The organism is Amycolatopsis sulphurea, from assembly GCF_002564045.1.
Lineage (GTDB): Bacteria > Actinomycetota > Actinomycetes > Mycobacteriales > Pseudonocardiaceae > Amycolatopsis > Amycolatopsis sulphurea.
This window is the reverse complement of the sequence record NZ_PDJK01000002.1, coordinates 4,580,206-4,600,737: the sequence shown is the minus strand read 5'-3', so window position 1 is coordinate 4,600,737 and position 20,532 is coordinate 4,580,206. Positions and strand designations below refer to the sequence as shown.

Genomic DNA, 20,532 nt, shown 5'->3' with positions numbered 1-20,532 from the left:
CAGCAAACCGGAAAACCGCCGGTCACGCTCGTCGTCCCGGTTCGGCGCAGGCCGGGCACCGCTCGTGCCGGGCGGTGCGGCCGGCCGGGTCCCGGCCGTAGAACGGGAAACAGGCCGCCCCGCACAGCGCCAGGAAGATCGGCCCGCACCGCAGCGGCCGGGGGCCGACCTGATGCACCACGCCGAGCGCCCGCTGCCGGGTGCCCGCCTCCGGGAGCCAGCCGTGCGCGGGCAACGTGGCCAGTACCGCGGTGTTGAGCTCGTCGGCCCGTTCGACCAGCGCGCCGCCCAGGTCGAGCAGCCGCTCGCCGAGGTCGCGCAGCACGTCCGGGCGGGGTGCCTGCTCGTCCACCGAGCGGGTCAGGAAGGCCAGCTCGGTGGCCAGCGAGACCTGCAGGTCACGGATGCGCGCGAGCAGCCGGAGGTCGTTCATACCCGGCTCAGCCACACTGCGTTGCACTCGGCACAGGTCGGATCGAACCAATGCCCGCCAAGCTGCGGAACGTCGCTGCACGCCACTGTCACCTCCTCCCCGCACAACGCCACGAAGCTCTCGTCGGGCCGCGGCGGGAACGGCCCCTCCAGCGCGTGCCGCTTTCCCTCCGCCTGCTGCCATCGAAACACCGGATTTCCTCCCCTGGACTGCGGAAGGCCATTCCGGCTGTCCGCCGATGCCGACGCAAGCCCCGGTCCGGGTGATCACGGCCGAGCGCGAATCCCCCGGCAGACCTGCGGAATCCGCGGCGAAATCCCGGGGCGACACCGGGATTCCCGCCCCCGGGCCGCCGGCTCGTGCACCGACGTCCGGCCGGGCGTCACCGGATGTCGACGCGAGCACCACGCGGGATCGGCACCGGGCCGCCGCACGGCGGATTCCCGGCCGGGAGGGCCGGAACCGCCATGGTCACGGCCCCGGCGGGCGCCGGAAGCGGCTGCGTCCGGCCCAGGACGACCGGGCTCAGCCCTGAGTGCGGGACACCAGCAGCTCCAGCCCCGGCCCGCTCAGCTCCCCGGTCGCCGCGCGGCGGCCGGCCAAGGCCATCAGGAGGGCTTCGGCCGGGCCGCGGACCTCGGCGCCCTTCCCGGTCGACCAGTCCAGGTCGGTGGCGACCGCGTGCAGGCCGGGCAGCCGGCGGGCGGCGCCGACCGGCACGGCGAACCGCAGCGAGCGCAGGGCGGCTTGCAGCCGTTCCGGCGGGATGGTGCGGGGCAGTCCCAGTGGACGGCGGATGTCCTGCTGGTGGATCAGCCCGTCGAGAAAGCCGATCAGACCGCCGAACGCGGCGGGCAGGCCGCGCGGCTGGGGATTGCGCCGCAGGATGGCGATCAGCTCCTCGGGCGGCCGCGCGCGGTATTCGGCCTGGCCCAGCGCGTTCGCGCGATCCGGGGAGAATCGCGCGCCGGCCAGCCGCCGGACCAGTCCGCGGGCACCGATCTCGTCGTAGCTCACCACGTGGGCCGCGAGGTCGTGCACCGTCCATCCGGCGCACAGCGTCGGCTGTGACCACTGCTCGGTGGTCAGGCTTTCCAGGAGTTCCGCGAGGTCGGCGCGCTCCTCGCGGGCGAATCGGCGCAGGTCCACGGTGGACCTCCCTCCGGTCGTCGGTGGCGGGCCGATCCTGAACGCGCAAACCAGGCGACTCCACCATATGTCCACTGTGGACAAAACAGCGACGGAGAGCGGGCTCTCCGGCCGAAATTCGCTCGCCACCACGACCAGCGTAGGCGACCATCGAAGGCATGCGTACCAGCACCGTGGCGGATCGGATCCGCGAAGCCACCGTCGTGCTCGGGGACCGGATGGACGACGGCCGCTACCCCGACCCGGCGAGCTGGTGGCGTGTGCCCGGCTTGCTGGCCGACCTGGGTCCCGCCCTGGCCGAGCTGTTCGCCGACGAGCAGCCGGACGTGGTCCTCGGCCCGGAATCACGCGGCTGTCTCCTCGGCCCGCTGGTCGCGGTCGCACTCGGCGCCGGTTTCGTGGAGCTGCGCAAGAACCGCCGCCCGGTCTCGGACTCGGACCCCTGGCGGCACCGCACGTCCGCACCGGACTACCGAGACCGCCACCTGACCCTCGGCTTCCGCCGCCGCCTCGTCTCGGGCGGAAACCGGGTGCTGCTGGTCGACGACTGGATCGAGACCGGCGGCCAGGCGAGCGCCGCCCGGTCGCTGGTCGCCGAGGCCGGCGCGACCTGGCTCGGCACCGCGGTGATCGTGGACGGCCTGCGCAGCAACGAACCTCGCCGCAGGCTGGGTGTGCGGTCGCTGCTGCACGTGCGGGATCTGTAACCGGTTCAGCGGCGGATTCACGCCAGGTACACCGGTTTCCCGGCGACGATCGTCGCGGAGACCGGCAGCTCGCGCAGCTGCGCCGGGGACAGCCCGCTCGGGTCCGCCGCGGTGACCACGAGGTCGGCCACGTCACCCACCGCGATGCCCCGGCGTCCGCCCGCGGCCGCGGCGAGCGCGTCCTCCAGCGGGATGGCCTGCTCCGGATGCCACGGCGGCCGGTCGTCATCGGTGCGGCCGACCGCCGCCGCGATCCCATCCCACGGGTCCAGCGGCGCGACCGGGGCGTCCGACCCGATCTCCAGCCGGGCACCGGCCTCGAGCAACGCGCGATACGGGTAGGCCCGCTCGGTGCGGCCCGGCCAGTGGCGATCGGCGACGTCCCGGTCGTCGGGCTGGTGCGCCGGTTGCACACCCGCGGTGAGGCCGAGCGCAGCAAACCGCGACACGTCCTCCGGCCGCAACAGCTGGGCGTGCTCGATCCGGCCACCACAACCGGCCTCGGCGAACGCGTCGAGCGCCACGGTGTTCGCGCGATCGCCGATGGCATGCACGGCCGGGGTCAGCCCGTGCGCCGAAGCCCGCCGCAGCAACGGCACCAGCTCGTCGGGCGGTAGTTCGAGCAGCCCGGTCCCGCCGTCTTCGGGATAGGGATCGTGACAACAGGCGGTGCGGGTGTTGAGCGAACCGTCGGCGAACAGCTTGAACGGGCCGACCGTGAGCAGCCCGTGCCCGGCTTCGAGGACGTCGCCGGTGCGGTGCCCGCAGGCGATGGCATGGTCCAGCAGATACCGGGCGATCACGCAGGAAATCCGCAAGAGCGGCGGCTTTTGGGCGGCCCGCCGCGTCCAGTCCGCGACGGTGTCGGCATATTCGTAGTCGACCACCCCGGTGACCCCGCGCGCGGCCGCCGCGGCGAGGGCCTCGGCGACCGCCCGGTCCTCCTCGGCCACGGACGCCGAAGGCAGCGCCGCGGTCGCGCTCATGCAATCGTTCTCCAGTAGCACGCCGGTCGGATGGTCCCGGCCGATCAGCCGCAGCGCCGCCGGGCTCAGCCACAGCGTGTGCAGATCCGCGCTGAACAACGCGACCGCCCGGCCCGGCAGCGCACGTTCCAGCAGCTGCTTGTGCGGCCGGTCCGGCCACAGCCCGTCGCGGAATCCGGCCCCCACGACCAGTTCGCCCGGCCGCCCCGGCGCGACGAGCAGCCGCGCCATCAGCAACTCCACCGCGGCCGTCGCGGACCGCGCGGCCCCCAGCGGGATCCGCCGCCGGAAATCCGACCACTGCGTCAGATGGGCATGCGCGTCCACCAGCCCCGGCAGCAGCGTGCCACCGTGCCCGTCGACCATCCGGGCGGCGAACCCGGATCCGGCACCGGGTTCCTCGATCGAAGTGATCACCCCGTCGCGGACCCGCACCTCGGCCAGCGGCCCGCGCAACCCGACCCGCACCCGGCGGAGGAGAAGATCGTCCATCCGCCCAGCCTGCCAGCTGCGTGCCGAGCGGGGAAGGCGGCGACCGGTAGGTCCACAGAGGACTCACGGAGCGGGTCAGCCGACCAGGAACGGAGCCGGATCGGCGATCATGCCGCCGCACGGCGGGTTCGCGATCGGCCTCGAACGCTGGGTCGCGCGGGTACTCGGCGTGCCGAACGTCCGCGGCACCACGCTCTTCCCGCGCGACCTGCACCGCCTGCGGCCCTGAACGGCTGTGAAGGGGCCCTTCACGGACTCTGAGTCCGTGAAGGGCCCCTTCACGGACTTTGGTTCGGCCCGCCCGCGCGGGTCCGGGGTGGCGGGTCAGCGTTTGGCCGCCACTCCGCCGAGGCTCAGGAGATGCTGGTGGCTCACCGGAAGCAGCCGCGGACCGCACGGCCACCACTCGTGCAGCGGGACGACGCCGGGTTCGATCAGTTCGAGTCCGGTGAACAGGGAGACGATCCCGGCCCGGTCCCGGCGGGTGCTGCCCAGCCCGGCCTCGCCGAGCACCCGGTCCAGATCGCGGGCCAGCGCCGCACAAGCTTTGTCCGGAGGCAGGCGATCATGCGTGATCAGCACGAACGACCCGGGCGCGAGCTGGTCGATGTAGCTGCGCACGACGTACTGCGCGTGCTCCAGGCGCGGCACGTGGTGCAGCACGTCACACAGCAGCAGCACCACCGGCCGTTCGAAGTCGAGGTGCCGGTAGACGATCGGATCTCCCAGCGTGGCACCGGGATCGGTGAGATCCGGCCCGGTCACGTGCACGCATTCGTTCTCCTCCAGCACGGCCCGCCCGTGCACCTGCACGACCGGATCGTGATCCACGTAGACCACCTGCGCGCCGGGGAGCAGCCGTTGCGCGATCTGGTGCGTGTTGTCCGTGGTCGGCATTCCGCACCCGAGATCCAGGAACTGGTCCACGCCCTCGCTGCGGATCAGGTGCCGCAGCACGCGCAGCTGCCACCGCCGCCGTTCGTGGGCCACTTCGCGGGCGTACGGGGCGACGGTCAGCAGCCGTTGCAGCAGCGCGCGGTCACAGCCGTAGTGGTCGTGGCCGCCGAGCAGCGCGTCGGCGAACCGGGCGAGGCTGGGCCGGTCCATATCCCACAACGTCGCCGGACCGGACCTCAGGTTCGCCCGGATCATCCTGAAACTGCCCCCTACCCAAGGCCGCTCCGTGCCACCGTCGGCAACGGACAGTGTTCAGGTTACGACAGTGCGTTCCCGGGTGAGACCCCAGTCCCCCATGCGGCTCAACCGACGGCCAACGGTTGCCAAGTACACCCACCGTCAGTGGTGCGGTACAGCCGGGCGCCCGATTCGGCGTCCGGCTGGCCTTCCACGAGTACGCCCATCCGGTTGTCCGGGAAGGCCAGGTCCGCCACCCCGTACCCGTGCTCGCTGAGCACCGTGGTGGTCCAGGTGCGGCCGCCGTCGGTGGTGTGGTGGAGGAATTCCGCGGCGCCGCCTTCGGCCGCGACCGTCGCCGATTCCGCGGTCGCCGCACCGAAAGACAGGGTGATCCCGGTGTTCGGCGCGGCCGCGGTCCCGCTGAAGATCCCGCCGAATCCCCGGGCACGCCAGAGCTCACGCATCATGTGCCCCGGCTGCGGTACCGCCGGTCCGCTGTTGCACAAGGCGGTCACCTGCCCGTCCTGCACCCCGCCTAGACTCGCGGTCTCGCCGGCCGGGCACGGCGAAGGCGCGGTGGTGAATCGGATACCGTCGTGGGAAGTCCAGTACCGCTCGGTGCGGTGATCCGCATCGAGGACGATCTGCAGCCCGCCGCGCACCGACAGGTCGCCCCCGGTGTTCCCGCCTTCGATGCGGAGCCCCGGCACCGGGGTCAGAACCTGCGCCCCGGCGGCCCCCGCGTACACGTTCGCCGCCCCACCGTCCCCCGTGACGAGCGCGAAACTCCGTCCCCCGAACTCGACGACCTTCGCCACGTACCGCTTCGCGGCCGCCCCCGCGAGCCCCACCGGGTACCAATGCGCGCCCTGGTCGCGAGTCGCCCGGATCTGCATGCCGTCGGTGACGTACAGATGCTGGTCATCAGCCGCGACAATGCGTACGCGATTGTGGTTGTCCGGATACGGCACCGGCGGCGCTTGCAGCGACCGCCAGTGCGCGCCGCCGTCGTCGGTCGCCTTCAGCTGTGAGCACCACCCGCCACCGCACCGCGCGTACCCGAGCACGAACCCACGCTCCGGACCGACCCACCCCGTCGACGACGGCTCGAACCCCTCCGCAGCCGAAACACCCGGCGGAGCAACGGAAATCGCCGCGGCCCCGGCCAGGACCACAGCAGCACACCGAAAGGCTCTTGTCATGCCGCGGGGACGTTCCGGCCACGCCCAGGTTGCCCTGGCACGGACAGGAGAAGACGACCGGCGGACCGAAGATCACCCGACCGGCCCAGCCTCCTCACTGACGGCGCGCTCGGCGAGTTCTGCGTGCCTGGCGAGTTCGGGGTGCCTGGCGAGTTCGGGTGCCTGGCGAGTTCGAGGTGGCGGGCGAGCTCGGGGTGGCGGGCCGACCTTCGCCCGCCTCAACCCACGCCCTTTGCCCGCGACACCTGGCCGCCCACCCCATGTCACGGACCGAACTCCACCCTGACGCCCGCCGTGGCGGAGACTCTCCCAACGCACTCCTGAAGCGAACCTGCCGCCCGGCCATGGCAACGTCCGCGTAGCCGACAATTCCCTTGACTGCCAGGCCTCACACGGTGAAACGAATCCCTTGACCAACAGCCACCCTTGCCAGGAACCAACTCCCGACCCGCGCGGCGAGTGACCGTCACCTCGAAACCACTGCGTGGTGAGCGAACCTCACCCACAGCGCCCCTCGTGACGAACAGACCTCGCCTCCGACACACGCAGCCGGGCCAAGACACTTTCCGTCCCTCCTCATCGTCGCGCCTGTGCCGCGATCTCCGTCGACGTTCTCGACCTATATCGGGTAGAAAATTGCCGTACATGTACGGCAACTTTGCGGAGAGAGTGGCGATGGTGCGGATCCGTATCGGGGATCGCTGCCCGTGGTGCCGCCGGGGTGAGGTGTGCCGGGCAAGCGGCCGCTTCGGCGCGTTCCTCGGATGCTCGGCCTGGCGGCCGGACGGCTCCGGATGCAATGCCGCCTGGCGGTCCAACGGCTCCCGCCTGCCACCCCACGCGCGCCGGCGATCGCGCCCGACCCACGGCTTCCCGGGTCGCCGCTTCCCGTCTCGCGGTATCGGGTCCCGCGGCATCCCGTCTCGTGACATCCGGTCCCGTGACATCCGGTCCCGTGACCTCCTGTCCCGCAGCATCCCGTCCCGCGACATCCGGTCGCCCGGCGTACCGCCGCACGGCTTCCCGTCCCGTGACCACCGGCCACCCGCAGTGCTGGGGCTCGACGTCCCATCCTCAGGCGTCCCGGCTCGCACCTTCCCGGCTCGCCGTCGACCGCGCGGGTGCTCCTGGCGCGGACTCCTGATCTTGACCAGCCTAGGCTGCGGGGGCTTCCTGCTCCTGATGCTCATCGCGCTGCTCAGCAGGCTGTGGTGAAGCTCCACCGCAGGCAGCGCCAGGACTCCGCCGGGCACCGTCACCGGCTCGGCGAGACATCACCGTGCATCGACGATCGGCTTCCCGACCGGCACCGGACCTCACGCCCTCCGACGACCACCCGGCACCCCTGAAACCCCCGGCACCACCGCACCTGAATCCCGGCACCACCGCGCCCGGCAACGCGTCCGTGACTCACCGTCCCCGGCGAGTACCAAGCCCACCGTCCCTGGCGAGCACCGAGCCATCCCCGGCAACCGCCCGCAACCACACAGCACGTCACTGCTCCCCGCGCGGCTCCGCCACCGGAACCGGCCCCGGCTCCTCCCCTGGCTTGTCCCGCGGACTCTCCGGCTCGACGGATTCCGGCGGCGTCTTCCCATCCCCGCGCTCGAACTGTTCCCGGCATTGGCGGCCATACCGCCGCGCGTTCGCGGTCATCTGGTCCCCTCCCAGCACCCACAAGGGTGCCGCGCCGCGGCGAACGACGCCAGCCCGTTGTCCGTCGTCAGCCGACCGGGTGGTTCACAGCGCCGGAAACGACCCCAGCGACCACGCAGGACACCATCGTCCGGCACAACGGCAACACTGCGGCAGCAACACTGCAGCACCAACGCTGCGACGGCAGCGCCGCGACGACAACGCGGCACCATCGACACGGCAACAAACAACGGTGACAACGACAAAAGGGACAACGACAAAGGCACCGGCAGCCCCCCAGCCCCACACCATCCGCCCGGCCGAACCACCTGCCGGACGCCCCGGAGGTACCCGCTGACCCACCGGATCAATCACCGCGTCGTTCACCGCATCAAACCGCGTCGTTCACCGCATCAAAAAGCACGTCAAGCCGTGCCCGTCATTCAGCGCGCGGAGCCGCCTCGATAGCCAGTACGGCGATGTCGTCGTGGCCGGAATTGCCGAGCCACTCCCGCACCGCCTCGCGCAGCCGGGCCACCACCTCCCGTGCGGGCAGCCCCACGCAGGATTCGAGCACCGTGAACAGCCGTTCGTCGCCGAAGAGTTCGGTCGACTCGGTGCGGTTGCGGGCTTCGGTGACGCCGTCGGTGTAGAGCAGGCAGATGTCGCCCTCGTCCAGGTGCGTGGTCGCTTCGGCGAACCTCGCCTGCGGCGAGATGCCGACGAGCGTGCCGGGCACGCTGACCTCCTCGACCCCGCCACCGCGGCGCAGGACGAGGGGCGCCGGGTGCCCGCCGGAGGCGAGCGTGACGTCGAGCCCGGACTCCGCGGCGGCGACCGAGCCGAGCACCAGCGTGGCGAACCGGTTGCTGCCGCCCGCGATGAGCAGTTCGTTCAGCAGCCGCAGCAGAGTACGGCCGTCGCGCTCGACGAGGTGCAGTGCGGCCAGGGAATGCCGGACCCGGCCGGTGAGCGCGGCCGCTTCGGCGCCCTTGCCGCAGATGTCGCCGACCACCACGAACGCGCTTCCGTCCTCGCGACGCAGCACGTCGTAGAAGTCGCCGCCGACGCCCAGCACCCCGGCCGCGGGCTCGTACCACAGCTCGAAGTTCGCGCCCTCCACCCGGGCCGGCGGGGACGGGCGCAGCGTGGATTCGAGCCCACGGGTCGCTTCCTCCTGCAACGCGAACCGGTGCGCGTTGGCGAGGGCGGTGCCCGCCGCCTCCGCGAAGCCCTCGATCGCCCGCGGCTGCGCCGAGCCGAACACCGGCTCACTCCGGCGCCCGACCAGTACCGCGCCGGGCACGTCGTGCCCGCCGAACGAGGTGACCGACACCTCGCTGTGCGCCTGGAACTGCTCCGCGACCACCGACGGCAGCGCGTCGATCTCGCTGCCGGGTACCGCACGGACCTCGGGACGCGACGTCGCCGCGAAGGCGCCGGCCAGCACCGGCGCCGCCTGCGCGGGCACCCGCCGGATCCGGCCGTGCCCGGGTGTGCCGGCGCCGCTGCTCCACCACTCCCAACGGCCACGGGTCGTGGGCAGCAGCACGAACACGCAGTCGCCGAGCGCGGGCGCGGCCAGCTCGGCGATCAGCCGCGCGGTGCCGTGCCGGCCGCGCGCCGCGGCGAGTTTCGGTCCTGCCTCGGCGAGGAAATCCTCCGGACGGCGGCGGCCACCGCCCTCGTGCAGCGTCCACGCCTGCCAGCCGCCGGGCAGCGCACCGATCCGGGCCGGGCGCAGCACGCCGCCGGCGCCTATCTTCCCCGTGGTCTCGGTCACGTTCACGAACTCCGGGGAAGCCCCCGCCGCGAGCCGTTCACCGGCCGTGTTGGCCCAGCGCAGGGCCCCCGCCGGGTCCCGCACGAACACCGGGTCGCGCACGGCGTCCAGCGCCGCACGCCAGAAGCCGGCGTGCTCGGGCAGCTCAGCGCCGGGTGGCAGGGCCGACGCCGGAGCGGGCCGTGACACCATGCACGAACCTCCTGCCTCCGGGTCGACCTCGCGGTCCTCGTCCTTCAAGGTTGGCACAGCGTGCGCGGGCGGACTGGGTCGAAGTGTAGGGCGAACCGTGGCACGCTGGGTCGACGACCATGGCTGGCACACGCGTGGTGGGAAGGTCGGCAGACATGACAAGCAGTTCGCGGCGGGCGCCAGGGCAGACCGGCGGCACCGGGGCGGACGAGGTCCCGCCGGGCGAGGAAGCCGCACTGGAACGGCTGCTGGCCGCGGTGCACGACCTCGCGGACGGCAACTTCCGGCGCCGCTTCGTCGCGCACGGCGACGGCCTCACCGCCCGGCTCGCGTCCGCGTTCAACGACATCGCCGAGCGCAACCAGCGGCTGGTCACCGAGCTGATGCGGGTGCGCGGCGCGGTGGGCCAGGAGGGGCGGCTCACCGAACGGGTGCGCGCCGAGATCGGCCCCGGCGGCTGGGCCACCGCGGTGGAGACGGTGAACGGCCTGGTGGAGGACGTCAGCAGGCCGGTGGTGGAGCTGGACCGGGTGCTCGGCGCGGTGGCCGAGGGCGATCTGTCCCAGCCGATGGCGCTGCAGCTGGACGGCCGTCCGCTGCGCGGGCAGTACGCGGAGCTGGCGAAGACGGTGAACGGCCTGCTCGCGCAGCTGTCCCGGTTCGCCGCGGAGGTCATCCGGCTCTCCCGCGAGATCGCCGGCGAGGGCAGGCTGGGCGGGAAGGCCGAGGTGCCCGGCGTCACCGGCACCTGGCGCGACCTGACCGATTCGGTCAACTTCCTCGCCGACAACCTCACCGAGCAGGTACGCAACATCGCCCAGGTGACCACGGCGGTGGCCCGCGGCGACCTGACGCAGAAGATCAACGTGGACGCCCGCGGCGAGATCCTGGAGCTGAAGAACACCATCAACACGATGGTCGACCAGCTGTCCTCGTTCGCCGACGAGGTCACCCGGGTCTCCCGCGAGGTCGGCAGCGAAGGACGCCTGGGCGGCCAGGCCCGCGTCCCCGGCGTCGCCGGGACCTGGCGCGACCTCACCGATTCGGTGAACCTGATGGCGGACAACCTCACCGACCAGGTCCGCAACATCTCCCAGGTGGCCACCGCGGTGGCCGCGGGCGATCTGACGAAGAAGATCGACGTGGACGCGCGCGGGGAGATCCTGCAGCTGAAGACCACGTTGAACACGATGGTCGACCAGCTGTCCGCCTTCGCCGACGAAGTCACCCGTGTGGCGCGCGAAGTCGGCAACGAAGGACGGCTCGGCGGTCAGGCCGAGGTGCCCGGCGCGGCCGGAACTTGGCGTGGGCTCACCGACTCCGTGAACCAGATGGCGGACAACCTCACCGATCAGGTGCGGAACATCTCGCACGTGACCACCGCTGTGGCGAAGGGCGATCTGACCCAGAAGATCACCGTCGACGCCCGCGGCGAAATCCTCGAACTCAAGACCACCATGAACACGATGGTCGACCAGCTCTCCGCCTTCGCCGACGAAGTCACCCGCGTAGCCCGCGAAGTCGGCACAGAGGGCCAGCTGGGCGGTCAGGCCACCGTCCCCGGCGTCGCCGGCACCTGGCGCGACCTCACCGGCTCCGTGAACTTCATGGCGAACAACCTCACCGCGCAGGTCCGCAACATCGCGCAGGTGGCCACCGCGGTCGCGCGCGGCGACCTGACGAAGAAGATCGCCGTCGATGCGCGCGGGGAGATTCTCGAACTCAAGACGACGCTGAACACGATGGTCGACCAGCTCTCCGCCTTCGCCGACGAAGTCACCCGCGTGGCCCGCGAAGTCGGCACGGAGGGGAAGCTGGGCGGTCAGGCCACCGTGCCGGGCGTGGCGGGGACCTGGAAGGACCTCACCGACAACGTCAACCTGATGGGCAGCAACCTCACCGGCCAGGTGCGCAACATCGCCCAGGTCACCTCCGCGGTGGCGAAGGGCGATCTGACCCAGAAGATCACCGTCGACGCCCGCGGCGAAATCCTCGAACTCAAGAACACCCTCAACATCATGGTCGACCAGCTGTCGGCCTTCGCCGACGAAGTCACCCGGGTCTCGCGCGAGGTCGGCACCGAAGGCCGTCTCGGCGGCCAGGCCCGCGTCCCCGGCGTCGCCGGGACCTGGAAGGACCTCACCGACAACGTCAACGTCATGGCCGACAACCTCACCGTGCAGGTGCGCAGCATCGCCACGATGGCGAGCGCGGTGGCCAACGGCGACCTGTCGAAGAAGATCTCCATCGACGCGCAGGGCGAGGTCGCCGCGCTCGCGGAGACGCTGAACGGGATGGTCGAGACGCTGCGCGCGTTCGCCGACGAGGTCACCCGCGTGTCCCGCGAGGTCGGCACCGAGGGCATCCTCGGCGGCCAGGCCCGCGTCCCCGGCGTCGCCGGGACCTGGAAGGACCTGACCGAGAACGTCAACTTCATGGCGCACAACCTGACCAGCCAGGTGCGCAACATCTCGCAGGTCACCACGGCGGTCGCGCGCGGCGACCTGTCCCGCAAGATCGACGTGGACGCCCGCGGCGAGGTCCTCGAGCTCAAGACCACCATGAACACGATGGTCGACCAGCTCTCCGCGTTCGCCGCGGAGGTCACCCGGGTGGCCCGCGAGGTGGGCACCGAGGGGAAGCTGGGCGGGCAGGCCGAGGTCGAGGGCGTGTCCGGCACCTGGAAGCGGCTCACCGAGAGCGTGAACCAGCTGGCCGGCAACCTGACCACCCAGGTGCGGGCGATCGGCGTGGTCGCCACCGCGGTCACCGCGGGCGACCTGACCCGGCACATCACCGTGGACGCGTCCGGCGAGCTGGCCGAGCTCAAGGACAACATCAACCAGATGATCGCGAACCTCAAGGAGACCACCTCGGCCAACCGCGAACAGGACTGGCTCAAGACCAACCTGGCCCGGCTGTCCGGCCGGATGCAGGGGCACCGCGATCTGTCCTCGGTGGCCACGCTGATCCTGTCCGAGCTGGCCCCGCTGGTGAGCGCGCAGCAGGGCGCGTTCTTCATCGCGCACGAGGACGAGGGCGGCGAGGGCGGCCCGTCACTGGACTGCATCGGCACCTACGGGCTCGCGCAGGCCCGGACCGGCCTGCGCTTCCGGCTCGGCGAATCGCTGATCGGGCAGGCCGCGGTGGACCGCCGGACGATCCTGGTCACCGAGGCCCCGCCGGACTACACCCGGGTCTCCTCCGGGATCGGCTCGGCGCCGCCGGTGCACGTGATCGTGCTGCCCGTGCTGTTCCAGGGCGAGGTGCTGGGCGTGCTGGAACTGGCTTCGGTGAACGGGTTCTCCCCCGTGCACCTGGATCTGCTGGAGCAGCTGCGGCACACGATCGGCGTGAACGTGAACACGATCCTGTCGAACTCGCGCACCGAGGCGCTGCTGACCGAATCGCAGCGGCTGGCCCAGGAGCTGCGGGCGCGTTCGGAGCAGCTGCAGGCCCAGCAGGGCGAGCTGCGCCGGTCGAACACCGAGCTGGCGGAGAAGGCCGCGCTGCTGGCGCAGCAGAACCGCGACATCGAGGTCAAGAACATCGAGATCGAGCAGGCGCGCCAGGAACTGGAGGAGCGCGCCGGGCAGCTGACCGTGGCCTCGCAGTACAAGACCGAGTTCATGGCGAACATGTCGCACGAGCTGCGCACGCCGCTCAACAGCGCGCTGATCCTGGCGAAGCTGCTGTCGGAGAACCCGGAGGGCAATCTCACCGAGAAGCAGATCCAGTTCGCCCGGACGATCTACGCCGCGGGCAGCGATCTGCAGCAGCTGATCAACGACATCCTGGACCTGGCGAAGGTCGAGGCGGGCCGGCTGGACCTGCAGATGTCCGACGTGACGCTGCAGGAGCTGGTGAACTACGTGGAATCGCTGTGCCGCCCGCTGACCGCGGACAAAGGCCTGGAGTTCGCGGTGCGGATCGACCCGCCGGTGCCCGGCAGCGTGCACACCGACGAGCACCGGCTGCAGCAGGTGCTGCGCAATCTGCTGTCCAACGCCGCGAAGTTCACCGACGAGGGCGGCGTGCGGCTGCACATCCGCACCGCCGAGCCGGAGGAAGTCGAGCAGGAGGCGCTGAAGGCGGCCGCGGGCATCATCGCGTTCGCCGTGGAGGACACCGGGATCGGCATTCCGGAAGGAAAACTGGCGATCATCTTCGACGCGTTCCACCAGGCCGACGGCACGACCAGCCGCAAGTACGGCGGCACCGGTCTCGGCCTGTCGATCAGCCAGGAGCTGACCGAGCTGCTCGGCGGCGAGCTGCGGGTGCAGAGCACACCCGGGCGTGGCAGCACGTTCACGCTGTTCCTGCCGGTCGGTGCGGCGAACCTGATCGCACCCACCGTGCCGGTGCGCCCCACCCCGAAGCTGCCGGTCCTGCCGAGCACGATCACCGTCTCCGAGCCCGACAGCGCGCCCAAGCGTTTCGACGGCGAGAAGGTGCTGATCGTGGACGACGATCTGCGCAACGTCTTCGCCCTCGCCGCGGTGCTGGAACAGGCCGGCCTGGAGGTCATCTACGCGGACACCGGGGTGGCCGGGATCCGCGCGCTGGAGCGGCACGAGGACACCGCGCTGGTGCTGATGGACGTGATGATGCCGGAGCTGGACGGCAACGCGACCATCGCCGCCATCCGCGCCGAAGCCGCCCACGAGGATCTGCCGGTGATCGCCGTGACCGCGAAGGCCACCGAGGAGGACCGCGAACGCACCCTCGCCTCGGGCGCGGACGACTACCTGACCAAACCGGTCGACACCGACCGGCTGCTGGATGTGATCGCGGCCCGCCTGGAGGCGGACGCCGCTTCGAGCGCCCGGCCCGGCGATCCGGGCCGGAATGGAGCGGGTGACGGGAATCGAACCCGCGTAGCTAGTTTGGAAGACTAGGGCTCTACCATTGAGCTACACCCGCAGCGCCCTCGGTGACCCGGGAGCGGACCCAGCTTAGCGTGCGCGCTAGGCTGACCGGCACACCCCCCGGGGAACGCCGCGGGGACCGGGATGTGGCGCAGCTTGGTAGCGCATCCGCTTTGGGAGCGGAGGGTCGCAGGTTCAAATCCTGTCATCCCGACCGAAAGGGGCTGAACCTGCGGGTTCAGCCCCATTTCCGTGCCGCCGGGTGCCCGCACCGGGCTTGGCCGCCGCGTGCGTGCGGCGGCAACGCTCGGCGTTTTCGCTTGCGGCAGAGCCCTTTCTCGGTGACTCAGGGGGTTTCTGCGCGGACCACGTCGAGGTTGCGGTAGCTGGGCTCTCCGTCGACCAGTTCGCTCATCCCGGCGGCTATCCGACCGGTGGCCGGGTGCTTGGAATTGGACATAGCGTCCTCGTAGCTGGGGAATTCCACAATCTGCACGTAGCGGCCCGGTTCGTCGCGGTCGGCTCCGACGAGGTACCAGCCTGCGGTGCGATCGCTTCCGATGTCGTGTTTCCACTGCTGGGCGAGCTCGTCGAAGCGCTCCATCCCCTGGGCATCCGCGCGGAACTCGATGAGCTGCACGAACCCACCGGGCGCGGCCTCGGACGGCGCGTCCCGGAGGTCGTTGCGGATCGCGGCGCGGAGCTCTTCGTTGTCGGTGTGACCATGGACCGTAGCGGCGTGCGCGGCGGCAGCGGCTACCACTTCCTCTTCCTCGCCGGTGATGGCGAGGGTGCAGCCGCTCTCACTGGGCATGTCGCGGCAGTCGGCGATCTTGCGGGTCATGCTGCGCCTCCTTGGCGTGCTGGTCGGATGTTGGCGTTGCGGTGGAACAGATTCTCCGGGTCGTAGCGGGCTTTGATCGCCGCGAGCCGGTCGTAGGTCGCCGGGCCGTAGGAAGCGCGCACCCGGTCCGCGTCGGGTTCGGAAAGGAAGTTGACGTAGCTGCCGGCGTTGCTGGCGAGCGGCTTCAGCGCGGCCCAGGTGCGGCGGACCCATTCCCGGTCGGCCGCGAGCAGATCCGGGCTGGGCGCGACGGCGTTGAGATTGCAGACGTAGTGCGGTTTTCGGGATCCACCGAAGGCGGTCGCGTCCTGGCCGACGTCGCAGAACGCACCGGACAGCCGGAAAATCGGCATGAACGACATCGGGGACGCCTTGGTCGCCGCCGCCTCGACCAGCACCGCGATCGCTTCGTCGGACAGCTCGTCGAGGTCGGCGGCTTTCTCGTAGCCGAGGATGCCCCATGGGGAAGAGTCGTCGAGCAGCTGCTGCAACGCGGTGTACGGCATCGGGGAGACCACTTCGAATCCCGGCGGGACTGCCCGGCGGACCGGATCGATCAGCTCTGCGTGCGCCTCGGCGGTGTCCAGTCCGACGACTACGAGGGCGTGCCCGGCGACGCCGTGGAACGGCTCTGGCACGAACGGCAGCGGCGGCGCGGTCAGCCCCGCCGCGATCAGCACACCGGCCCGCCGTGGCAGGGACGGAATGTAGTCGCGGCAGAACCGCAGCGCGGCGGGGCCTTGGGCGAGGTCCCAGAAGAACAGTCCCACCTGGACCTCGCGGCCGATCGGGTGCAGCGCGAACACGAACTCGGTGACCACGCCGAAGTTCCCGCCCCCGCCCCGCAACGCCCAGAACAAGTCGGGTTCCGACTCCGGTCCGGCGTGCACGATCCGTCCGTCGGCGAGCACGACCTCGGCGCCGACGACGTTGTCCAGCGACAGTCCCAGCGCGCTGGACAGCCATCCCATCCCGCCGCCGAGGGTCAATCCGCCGACACCGGTGTGGCTGATCACCCCGCCGGTGACGGCCAGGCCGTGCGCCTGGGTGGCCGCGTCCAGATCCGCCAGCGTCGCACCGCCGCCGACCTGCGCGGTCCGCGCCTGCGGGTCGACCGTGACGGCGTTCAACCGGCTCAGGTCGATCATCAAGCCGTCGTCGCAGGCCGCGGTGCCGCTGTAGGCGTGGCCGCCGCCGCGCACGGCGATCTCCAGCCCACGCTCGCGGCCGAACTTGACCGCCGCGGCCACGTCGGCCGCCGACGTGCACCGGGCGATCAACGCCGGACGGCGGTCGATGTCGCCGTTCCACAGCGAGCGGGCCTCGTCATAGCCGGGATCGACGGGGCCCAGCACCGGCCCCTTCACCGCGGACCGCAGCTCGGCGGCGGAGCGGACAGTCTGGGTCATGGCGGCGTTCCTTCCGCTCAGGATGCGCCGGACCACCCGGAATCGCCGAAGCCCGGGATGGCCCTTCCATCCTGGGCGGCCGTTCTTCCCGTCCCGCACCCGATGAATCGAACCGGTCTCGACCCGGGCGGATCTCCGGCCGCGGGTCGCGCGTCCTGCTCTCGGCGGCGATCAGTCCGCCGACCATGATCTGCCGCACACGACCGTCTCCTCGCCGAATGGGCATGACCGCGGTCATGCCGGCGGACGACCTCGTGTACGTCGGCTGCCGCCACGAATGACGACCCAAGCTTGTGCGACTATAGCATGGCTTCCCGATCACATGGTAGCCATGCAACGTGGTAACCTCATGATCATGGAAGAGCACCCGGAGTTCACCCTGGCGGTGCGGAACCTCGTGCTGGCGGGCGAACGGTTCCGGGCCCGCGCCAGTCGCCGGCATGGACTGAGCCCCAGCGCCCTGACCACTCTCGCCTCGCTGCGGCTGGCAGGCCCGCAAAGCCCGACCGAACTCGCCGCGCTGCTCGAAATCACCACCGCGTCGATGACCGAACTGCTCGACAAGCTCAGTCACCTCGGCCTGATCACGCGCTTGCCGCACCCCCGAGACCGCCGGATGCTGCGCATCGAACTCACCGACGCCGGCACCGCGCGGATCACCGGCATCCTCGACGAGTTCGCCACCCGGCTCGAACCCATCGCCGAACAGCTCAACCTGCGCCAGCGCACCGCGATCATGCAGTTCGTTCAGGCGGCCAGCACCCGCCTGCTCGACCCCGAACCCGAACCGCACGACGACATCGCCTCGTGACCAGGCACTCGCCGCAGGCTTGCTGTCAACGATTTTCCGCCCGGTCCGCGCGCGCCTGTGTATCACGCAACCGAGGCGGGGCGTCTGCCGCGAGCTGCGGGCCTTTTGATCGGCTGATCCTGCCCGCCTCAGGCGTCGGCGGCGGCAAGGAGCGCCTTGCCCAGGTGGTCACCGTCCCGCCCGGACGCGCCGGGCAGCACGAAGAAGTAGCCACCGCCGAACGGCAGGACGTATTTGTCGAGCGCCTGCCCGCTCAAGCGCCGCTGCACGGTGGCGAACCCCCGTTCCAGGTCTTGCTGAAAGCAAATGAAGACCAGCCCTTCGTCACGCTCCGCGCCGTCCAGACGGTAGGAGTACCCGCGGCGCAGGATGCGATGTTCTTCGGTGCCCGGCGTCCGGGGGTTGGCCCGCCGGATGTGCGCGTCCAGCGCGATCGTCTGTCCACTCTGGTCATTCGCGTAGTCGAACGCCGCGGTCTCCCCCGCTTGCCCCAGCGGCGCCCCGTCACTCCTCCGCCGGCCGATCACCGCTTCCTGCCGCGCCACCGACTCCGCATCCCACAACGACGGCGCGAACCGGATCAGCCGCACGACTTGATACGTGCCACCGACCGCCCAAGCCGGCTCGTCCCCGCCCGGCTGCACCCAGACGAGCCGGTCCATCAGCTCAGTGTCTCGGGGATCCGGATTCCCCGCCCCCTCACGGAACCCGAAGAGGTCACGTGTCGACGGCCGCCCGTCGGCGGTGTTCGAGTTCTCGTCGCGGAATCCGTTGATGCTCCACTTCGGACTCACGCCTGCCGCCATCTTGATGTGCTCGGCCGCTTCGCGCGCCGTCTGTGCGTCCGTGGCGCACACTTGCACGAGCAAGTCGCCGCCGCACCGCGCAGGATCGAGGACGTCGTTGGGAAACCCCGGCATTTCACTCAGCCGACGCGGCTTCTGTTTACTGAGCCCGAACCGGCCGTCGAACAGCGATGCGCCGACTGCCAGGGTCACTTCTGCGTTCGTCGCCGGTACTCGGCTCATACGCTCGAACAGCTCTGCCAAACCCGCCTTGTCCGGCACTTGCAGATCAAAGGCCGAGAGCACTGTCGCTTTGGGAGGAGGAGTGACCACACCACCCTGCCCCCGTACCCGCCGTTGGCGCGGCTCGACCGCGGCCTGTGAACACGCCGCCCCGCTGGCGGCAGTCGCCGTGAGCGAGGATCCCAGGAGGGTTCTTCGCGAGATTTTGGTCTTCCACCACACGGTACGCTCCCCGGCAATCCAAGCCATGGAGGGTTATTCAGGCAGCCGCATAGAAGTGCAGAGCGATTACCGTTGAGATGGTTTCCGCGAAGGTCTCAATGGGCCGTCGGTAGTCGGCGTGCAGGATCCTCCAGGTTTTGACGTTGGCGATGGTCTGCTCGATGACGTAGCGAATCTTGTTGATCTGGGTGTTGAATTCCTTCTCCCAGTCCAAGAGCTTGCGGTGCTTCGGCTTCTTGATCGGGGTGAGCATATAATTTCCCACGTATCCTTTGTCGCCCATCCAGTTGTCCGGATTCAGAGTCAGAAGCGCCCCGGATTCCTTCAGGCAGTACGTGTCGTGCCGGCGTCCTTCGATGGGATCGGAGATCCACGCGAGTCGTCCGTCAAGGGTGCAAGCGATCTGTACGTTCATGCCGGTCGTCTTGTGCTTGCCGGAGTACAGCTCCGGGCGATCGGCCCATGACCAGCACGGCAGCAGGGTTCCGTCCACGATGTACTGCGTCTGGTCGTCCAATTCGTCCGCCGTCGGCACGAACTTCCTGAGAACACGTTCTATCAGAGGCGTCATTCCGGTGATCGCACGACTGATTGTCGGTTGAGATACCTCGTACGCTTCCGCCAGTTCGGCCTGAACCCGATTGCATCGCATGTATGTCAGCGCGATCACCGCCGAGTTGAACAGGCCCAGAATCGGTGGCCACCTACGCTGCTCAGCTGTGGTATCCATGTCGACCAACCCGCACAGGTCGGTGATCTGCTCGATGGTAAGTCCAGTGGTATGATACATGTTAGGCGGTCCGTTTTTGTGAGTACTGAGTGTGGAAACCCAATTCTCTCAATAAACGGGCCGCCGTTCATGTTGACACGCCGGAAACGGCAATCTCAGGTGCCGTGAATAAGCCTCATGGCATCGAAGTTGCTCATGACTTTACCCCGGCGACCCCCTCGCTTTGGTGATAACTCGATCACCACATTTCTCGAGCGACCCTCGGCAGATTACTGGGTCAGACCCGCGGCCGGACACCGAACTCAACCACAGTTGCGCCACTTACTCTCGAGCGGCCGCTCTACACTTTTACCCTGCGCAGCCCAGGACGTCAGCTCATCAAACACCTGCCGGAATTCTGGCATCGTATCACTACGAAGCGTTCGATCCTGATGGAAACCCGTTTCAGCATTCGCGCGACATGGAACGGCACCCCGAACGACGGCGGCAGACCCGCCACGCACACCCGCTGGTCAGCACCTACACGATCGCGGTGAACACCTGCCGCGGCTCCAGCGGCGCGGTCCCCCCGCCCTGCGGACGCACCGCGAACACCGGAATCAACGGCTCCACCAGCTCCCACAACTCGCCCGGCACCAGGCGCACCGATAAACGATCAACCACGACCAAGATCGTCGTATATCAACCGTTGATCACCACGTAAGATCACGCTCTTAATCATGTTCAGAATCAGAACCTCACTCCCGGCCGCACCGAGCAAGGTCCGCCACAGCACTCCCCTGGGGACAACCCGCGTAAGCGACGCAAGCCCTCACGATCACGACGACTCACTCTGTCATGTGCTTGTGTCACGTAGCATGGCTTCCTCGTAGAAACCCAGCTCCTCTTCGATCTCAAGTTCGAC

16 protein-coding genes, 2 tRNA genes and 1 pseudogene are annotated in these 20,532 nt (G+C 69.9%); 5 read left to right on the top strand and 14 right to left on the bottom strand.

Annotation, left to right across the window (positions count from 1 at the left end):
- Window positions 1-22 precede the first annotated feature (22 nt).
- From ATK36_RS27105 to ATK36_RS27095, 3 genes are all read right to left on the bottom strand, one after another.
- The gene (locus ATK36_RS27105; protein ID WP_098514054.1) at window positions 23-433 is read right to left on the bottom strand and encodes a hypothetical protein; all 411 of its coding nucleotides are present in this window, start codon (window positions 431-433) and stop codon (window positions 23-25) included.
- Window positions 430-624: an HC3 family zinc finger protein gene (locus ATK36_RS27100; RefSeq protein ID WP_098514053.1), complete on the bottom strand. Its 195-nt coding sequence runs from the start codon at window positions 622-624 to the stop codon at window positions 430-432. The genes ATK36_RS27105 and ATK36_RS27100 overlap by 4 nt, the downstream gene beginning before the upstream one ends.
- A gap of 334 nt (window positions 625-958) precedes the next feature.
- On the bottom strand, window positions 959-1,582 hold the full coding sequence (locus ATK36_RS27095; RefSeq protein ID WP_098514052.1) for a maleylpyruvate isomerase family mycothiol-dependent enzyme: 624 nt from the start codon (window positions 1,580-1,582) through the stop codon (window positions 959-961).
- 158 nt (window positions 1,583-1,740) lie between these two features.
- On the opposite strand from ATK36_RS27095, the gene ATK36_RS27090 reads away from it, so the two are divergent.
- On the top strand, window positions 1,741-2,289 hold the full coding sequence (locus tag ATK36_RS27090; RefSeq protein WP_098514051.1) for a phosphoribosyltransferase family protein: 549 nt from the start codon (window positions 1,741-1,743) through the stop codon (window positions 2,287-2,289).
- A 17-nt stretch (window positions 2,290-2,306) separates the two neighbouring features.
- Here ATK36_RS27090 and ATK36_RS27085 read toward each other — a convergent pair whose 3' ends face one another.
- Complete coding sequence (locus tag ATK36_RS27085) at window positions 2,307-3,767, bottom strand: amidohydrolase (protein WP_098514050.1); 1,461 nt, start codon at window positions 3,765-3,767, stop codon at window positions 2,307-2,309.
- Window positions 3,768-3,876: 109 nt separating this feature from the next.
- Between ATK36_RS27085 and ATK36_RS34305 the strand changes: the two genes are divergently transcribed.
- Complete coding sequence (locus ATK36_RS34305) at window positions 3,877-3,996, top strand: amino acid--tRNA ligase-related protein (RefSeq protein WP_281259094.1); 120 nt, start codon at window positions 3,877-3,879, stop codon at window positions 3,994-3,996.
- A 95-nt stretch (window positions 3,997-4,091) separates the two neighbouring features.
- Here the strand turns inward: ATK36_RS34305 and ATK36_RS27080 are convergent, their stop codons facing one another.
- The 4 genes from ATK36_RS27080 to ATK36_RS27070 form a co-directional block, all read right to left on the bottom strand.
- Window positions 4,092-4,874, bottom strand: a complete 783-nt coding sequence (locus ATK36_RS27080; RefSeq protein ID WP_245915220.1) for an SAM-dependent methyltransferase — start codon at window positions 4,872-4,874, stop codon at window positions 4,092-4,094.
- A 152-nt stretch (window positions 4,875-5,026) separates the two neighbouring features.
- Window positions 5,027-6,106 carry a sialidase family protein gene (locus ATK36_RS27075; RefSeq protein ID WP_098514048.1) on the bottom strand — a complete coding sequence of 360 codons (1,080 nt, stop codon included), beginning with the start codon at window positions 6,104-6,106 and terminating at the stop codon, window positions 5,027-5,029.
- A gap of 1,494 nt (window positions 6,107-7,600) precedes the next feature.
- Complete coding sequence (locus ATK36_RS32530) at window positions 7,601-7,762, bottom strand: hypothetical protein (RefSeq protein WP_170069926.1); 162 nt, start codon at window positions 7,760-7,762, stop codon at window positions 7,601-7,603.
- A gap of 418 nt (window positions 7,763-8,180) precedes the next feature.
- The gene (locus tag ATK36_RS27070; protein ID WP_098514047.1) at window positions 8,181-9,716 is read right to left on the bottom strand and encodes a SpoIIE family protein phosphatase; all 1,536 of its coding nucleotides are present in this window, start codon (window positions 9,714-9,716) and stop codon (window positions 8,181-8,183) included.
- 383 nt (window positions 9,717-10,099) lie between these two features.
- Here ATK36_RS27070 and ATK36_RS27065 point away from each other — a divergent pair, with 383 nt between their 5' ends.
- A complete protein-coding gene (locus ATK36_RS27065; RefSeq protein WP_245915397.1) occupies window positions 10,100-14,614 on the top strand; it encodes a HAMP domain-containing protein in 4,515 nt (1,504 codons plus the stop codon).
- Here the strand turns inward: ATK36_RS27065 and ATK36_RS27060 are convergent.
- Window positions 14,566-14,639 (bottom strand) — tRNA-Gly (locus ATK36_RS27060). The genes ATK36_RS27065 and ATK36_RS27060 overlap by 49 nt on opposite strands.
- An 85-nt stretch (window positions 14,640-14,724) precedes the next feature.
- Between ATK36_RS27060 and ATK36_RS27055 the strand changes: the two genes are divergently transcribed.
- Window positions 14,725-14,798, top strand: a tRNA-Pro gene (locus tag ATK36_RS27055).
- A 132-nt stretch (window positions 14,799-14,930) separates the two neighbouring features.
- On the opposite strand, the gene ATK36_RS27050 is transcribed toward ATK36_RS27055, so the two are convergent.
- Window positions 14,931-15,428 carry a DUF1059 domain-containing protein gene (locus tag ATK36_RS27050; protein WP_098514046.1) on the bottom strand — a complete coding sequence of 166 codons (498 nt, stop codon included), beginning with the start codon at window positions 15,426-15,428 and terminating at the stop codon, window positions 14,931-14,933.
- Window positions 15,425-16,837, bottom strand: a complete 1,413-nt coding sequence (locus ATK36_RS27045) for an FAD-binding oxidoreductase (protein ID WP_098514045.1) — start codon at window positions 16,835-16,837, stop codon at window positions 15,425-15,427. The genes ATK36_RS27050 and ATK36_RS27045 overlap by 4 nt, the downstream gene beginning before the upstream one ends.
- Before the next feature lie 355 nt (window positions 16,838-17,192).
- Between ATK36_RS27045 and ATK36_RS27040 the strand changes: the two genes are divergently transcribed.
- Window positions 17,193-17,648 (top strand): MarR family transcriptional regulator, encoded by a 456-nt coding sequence (locus tag ATK36_RS27040; protein ID WP_170069925.1) that lies wholly within the window; start codon window positions 17,193-17,195, stop codon window positions 17,646-17,648.
- Window positions 17,649-17,776: 128 nt separating this feature from the next.
- On the opposite strand, the gene ATK36_RS27035 is transcribed toward ATK36_RS27040, so the two are convergent.
- The 3 genes and pseudogenes from ATK36_RS27035 to ATK36_RS27025 form a co-directional block, all read right to left on the bottom strand.
- Complete coding sequence (locus tag ATK36_RS27035) at window positions 17,777-18,925, bottom strand: Dyp-type peroxidase (RefSeq protein WP_098514043.1); 1,149 nt, start codon at window positions 18,923-18,925, stop codon at window positions 17,777-17,779.
- A gap of 10 nt (window positions 18,926-18,935) precedes the next feature.
- The gene (locus tag ATK36_RS27030) at window positions 18,936-19,688 is read right to left on the bottom strand and encodes a transposase family protein (RefSeq protein WP_245914325.1); all 753 of its coding nucleotides are present in this window, start codon (window positions 19,686-19,688) and stop codon (window positions 18,936-18,938) included.
- Between the two features lie 462 nt (window positions 19,689-20,150).
- Window positions 20,151-20,291, bottom strand: a pseudogene (locus tag ATK36_RS27025) (IS5/IS1182 family transposase); the annotation flags it as partial.
- Between the last annotated feature and the right edge of the window lie 241 nt (window positions 20,292-20,532).